The sequence below is a fragment of the Venenivibrio stagnispumantis genome (assembly GCF_900182795.1).
In the GTDB taxonomy this organism is placed as follows: Bacteria; Aquificota; Aquificia; order Aquificales; family Hydrogenothermaceae; genus Venenivibrio; species Venenivibrio stagnispumantis.
The window spans coordinates 1-3,392 of the sequence record NZ_FXTX01000037.1; the positions used below are offsets into that span (position 1 = coordinate 1).

The 3,392-nt window shown below is 26.4% G+C and carries 4 protein-coding genes; 2 read left to right on the forward strand and 2 right to left on the reverse strand.

All coding sequences use genetic code 11. The features are described 5' to 3' along the window. A partial coding sequence (locus QOR43_RS08505) for a hypothetical protein (protein ID WP_283571481.1) occupies positions 1–207 on the forward strand: 207 nt, incomplete at its 5' end. Then, entirely contained in the window at positions 197–631 is a 435-nt protein-coding gene (locus QOR43_RS08510) for a type II toxin-antitoxin system VapC family toxin (protein WP_265134210.1), read from the forward strand. The genes QOR43_RS08505 and QOR43_RS08510, both read left to right, overlap by 11 nt. 648 nt (positions 632–1,279) lie before the next feature. Here QOR43_RS08510 and QOR43_RS08515 read toward each other — a convergent pair. Then, positions 1,280–2,698, reverse strand: a complete 1,419-nt coding sequence (locus QOR43_RS08515; RefSeq protein WP_265134209.1) for a sugar transferase — start codon at positions 2,696–2,698, stop codon at positions 1,280–1,282. A gap of 2 nt (positions 2,699–2,700) precedes the next feature. Further along, a partial coding sequence (locus tag QOR43_RS08520) for a cupin domain-containing protein (protein ID WP_283571482.1) occupies positions 2,701–3,392 on the reverse strand: 692 nt, incomplete at its 5' end.

A 3,392-nucleotide genomic window follows, 5' to 3' on the forward strand; every position in this document is an offset into this window, starting at 1 on the left:
AAAGAGTTAAAAGAAATGGCTGAATATTATAAAAAGCCTCAAAGTGTTTTGATTGAAGAGTTATTAAAAGAAAAACTTAAAGAATACAAAAAGAAAAAGAAAAAAGAAGCATTGGAAAAAATTTTGAAAAATGCGGAATACTTTGCAGGAGTTACAGGAAACAAAACATTTCAAGAATTAAAAGAGGAAAGGGGAAGTGAATATTAAAAAAGTTTTTGTAGATGCAAATGTAATTATTGATATGTTTGATAAAAATAGAGAAAATTGTATTGTAGCAAATATGATAATGAATTACTGTGTTGATAAGGATCTGGAACTGTATACGAGCTGTGATTTAGTTACAACTGTTTATTATATTTTAAGTAAAAAAGGAAAGAAAAAAGCGTTGGAAGATATAAAAGCAGCTTCAGATATATTTGAATTAATACCTTTTGCTAATGAGGATTTAAATAAAGCAATTTATTTAATGGAAAAGGATCAAAGATTTAAAGATCTGGAAGATACATTACAGTATGTTTTGGCAAAAAAAGAAGGATGTGATTTGATATTAACAAATGATAAAGAATTTTATTCTCCTGATATAAAAGTAGTTAGTATTTCACAATTAGCTAAAGAACTTAACATTAAATAGTTTACAAACTTTCATGATTTATAATCGCTATTAAAGTGCTAATACTTGTTAAAAAGATAGGAACAAAAATTTCAAAAGGAGTTATTAATAATAAATCTTCAAAATAAGAATTTTTCCAAAAAAGTAATTAAACAAAAAATTCTCTTTTCTTGATAAGATGAGACAAGGTTTTACAGACACCAAAATTGAATTTTAATATATATACCTTTGATGAAAAATTTTTTTGAAAAAAAGAAAGGAAGTTTAAGGAAGTTTTTTATTGAAAACCTGTCCTATAAAGGAAATTACAAAGTAAGTTATTGAAAAAATAAAGGATAACGTTCCGGATATGAATGTTTCGTAATATATAATAATAACATATATATGGGGATATGGTTTTAAGATGAATAACGAAAAAAATTACCTGTCTGCAAACCATTGAGTATCAATGATTAAAAATTGTAAGGATAAATTCTTAGAATCATTGCCAAAATTCTGCCCTTACATTTTTTGAGTTCTTAGAATTATTGCTAAAAATCTGCCCTTACAGTTTTAACTTATTAAAATCATTGATATAAATTTAGCCTTACAAAATTATTAAAAAAAGAATTAATTCTCATTATTCTTCGCTATTGATATCAAAAAAAACATAAATTTAACTATCTTTTCTCAATAAGCTCCTTCTCTTTTTAGAACAACTTTGATTGTTTTAAATAAAATTATTATATCAAGCCATAAAGACCAATTTAATACATACCAAGTGTCTATTTCTACTCTAAAATCATAATCTGTATTGCTTCTACCGCTTACTTGCCAAAGACCGGTAATACCCGGTTTTACCATATAGTAATATTCTGCAAAATCTTTATAATATTTCTCAATTTCATCCTTTATAACAGGTCTTGGCCCAACAAGACTCATCTCTCCTTTTAAAACATTAAAAATTTGTGGTAATTCATCTAAAGAAGTTTTCCTTAAAAATCTTCCTATTTTTGTAACCCTCGGGTCATTTTTTAATTTATAATATGTTTCCCATTCTTTTCTTGCCTCTTCATCCTTTTGTAGTATTTCTTTTAATCTTTTTTCAGCATCTATAAACATTGACCTAAATTTATATACTTTTATAACTTTTCCATTTTTTCCTATTCTTTGATGAGTAAAAAATATAGGTCCAGGTGAATCTATTTTAATAAGTAATCCTAAAATAAATATCAAAGGTAATAAAACCGGTAGCATAATTATTGATACTGTTATATCAAAAGTAGATTTTATAAATTGATTTATCTTTGAATCTAAATTATTCTTAATTTTTATCAAAAATATCTGTTGCATAAAAAGATGATAAAGTTCACTATTTAGCAAGGCTATGCCCTTTAAATCCGGTATAACAAATATTTTTTTAACTTTTTTATATATATCATTTATAAGATGGGTTAATTTCTCTTTATCCATTGAAGGAATAGCAACGATAACCGTATCTATCTCCATTTTATCAACCAAGTTATCAAAATCTTTTATTTTCCCTAAGATAGGAACATTATTAACAAATCCTTCTTTATAATCATCAAGAAAGCCAACTACTTTATATCCAAGATGGTAATCATTTGAAATACCTTCAGCACTACTCTTACCGGCTTCACCGGCTCCTATTATCAACACATTTTTTTGCCATATATTTAATTTATACAAAATTCGTTTAACAAAAAATCTAAATAAAGGAAAAATAAAAATACCATAAAACCATAAAAATATTATTGTAAGCCTTGAAATACTATCTGATAACTTTCCAAGAGAAACAACTGCAAGAATAACAACTGTGGAAATAGATATAGCTTTTAATAACTCTTTAACTCCATCCCAAAAAGATAACCTTTTAATATAAAGTTTTTCATATCCTATAAATAATATGAAAATTAAAGGCATCCACCAAAATTTCAAAAAATAAAAATAATCAAAGTTAAAATAAGGTATATCTTTATATAGATAACCTATAACTTGCCTGCTTAAAACAGCTAAAAATAAAGAAACATAAAAAGCAAATAAATCTGCCAAAAGTAAAATAATAACCGGTAAGATATTTTTTTTCATTATTATCCTAATCTATCTCTTTGATATTTATCCTCAAATCTAATTATATCATCTTCTTCTACATATTCACCAACTTGAACTTCAATAATCTCAAGTGGAATTTTACCCGGATTTATTAACCTATGTTTTGTTGTTTTTGGGACATAGATGCTTTCATTTTCATGAATATATATCTCTTCTTTTTTTCCGCCATCATGTTCTAATATTACTTTTGCTGTGCCTTTTACTACTATCCAGTGTTCGCTTCTGTGATAATGCATTTGCAAGCTTAAAGCTTCTCCCGGTAAAACGGTTATTCTTTTTATTCTATATCTTTCTCCTTTTTCAAGCTCTGTATAACTTCCCCAAGGTCTATAAACGGTAGTATGATACTCGGTTATCTGCTTTGTTTTTTCATTTTGTTTTAATATTTGCACTACATCTTTTATTTTTTGACCTTCTCCTCTTTTTGCTATTAAAACAACATCCGGAGTTTCTACCACTATTAAATCTTCTACTCCTACTGTAACTGCTAATCTTTTGTCTGTCATTATAAATGAGTTTTTTGTATCTATATCTAAAATATTGCCTATTTTTACATTTTGATTTTCGTCTTTATTTAAAACTTCATATACGCTATCCCAAGAGCCAACATCTGACCAAGTTATATCCATAGGTAAAACTACTGCTTTATCTGTCTTTTCCATAACTGCAT

What these genes read in the sequence shown, in the direction of transcription:
- QOR43_RS08515 (WP_265134209.1), bottom strand. Translation starts at nt 2,698, where the DNA reads ATGAAAAAAAATATCTTACCGGTTATTATTTTACTTTTGGCAGATTTA.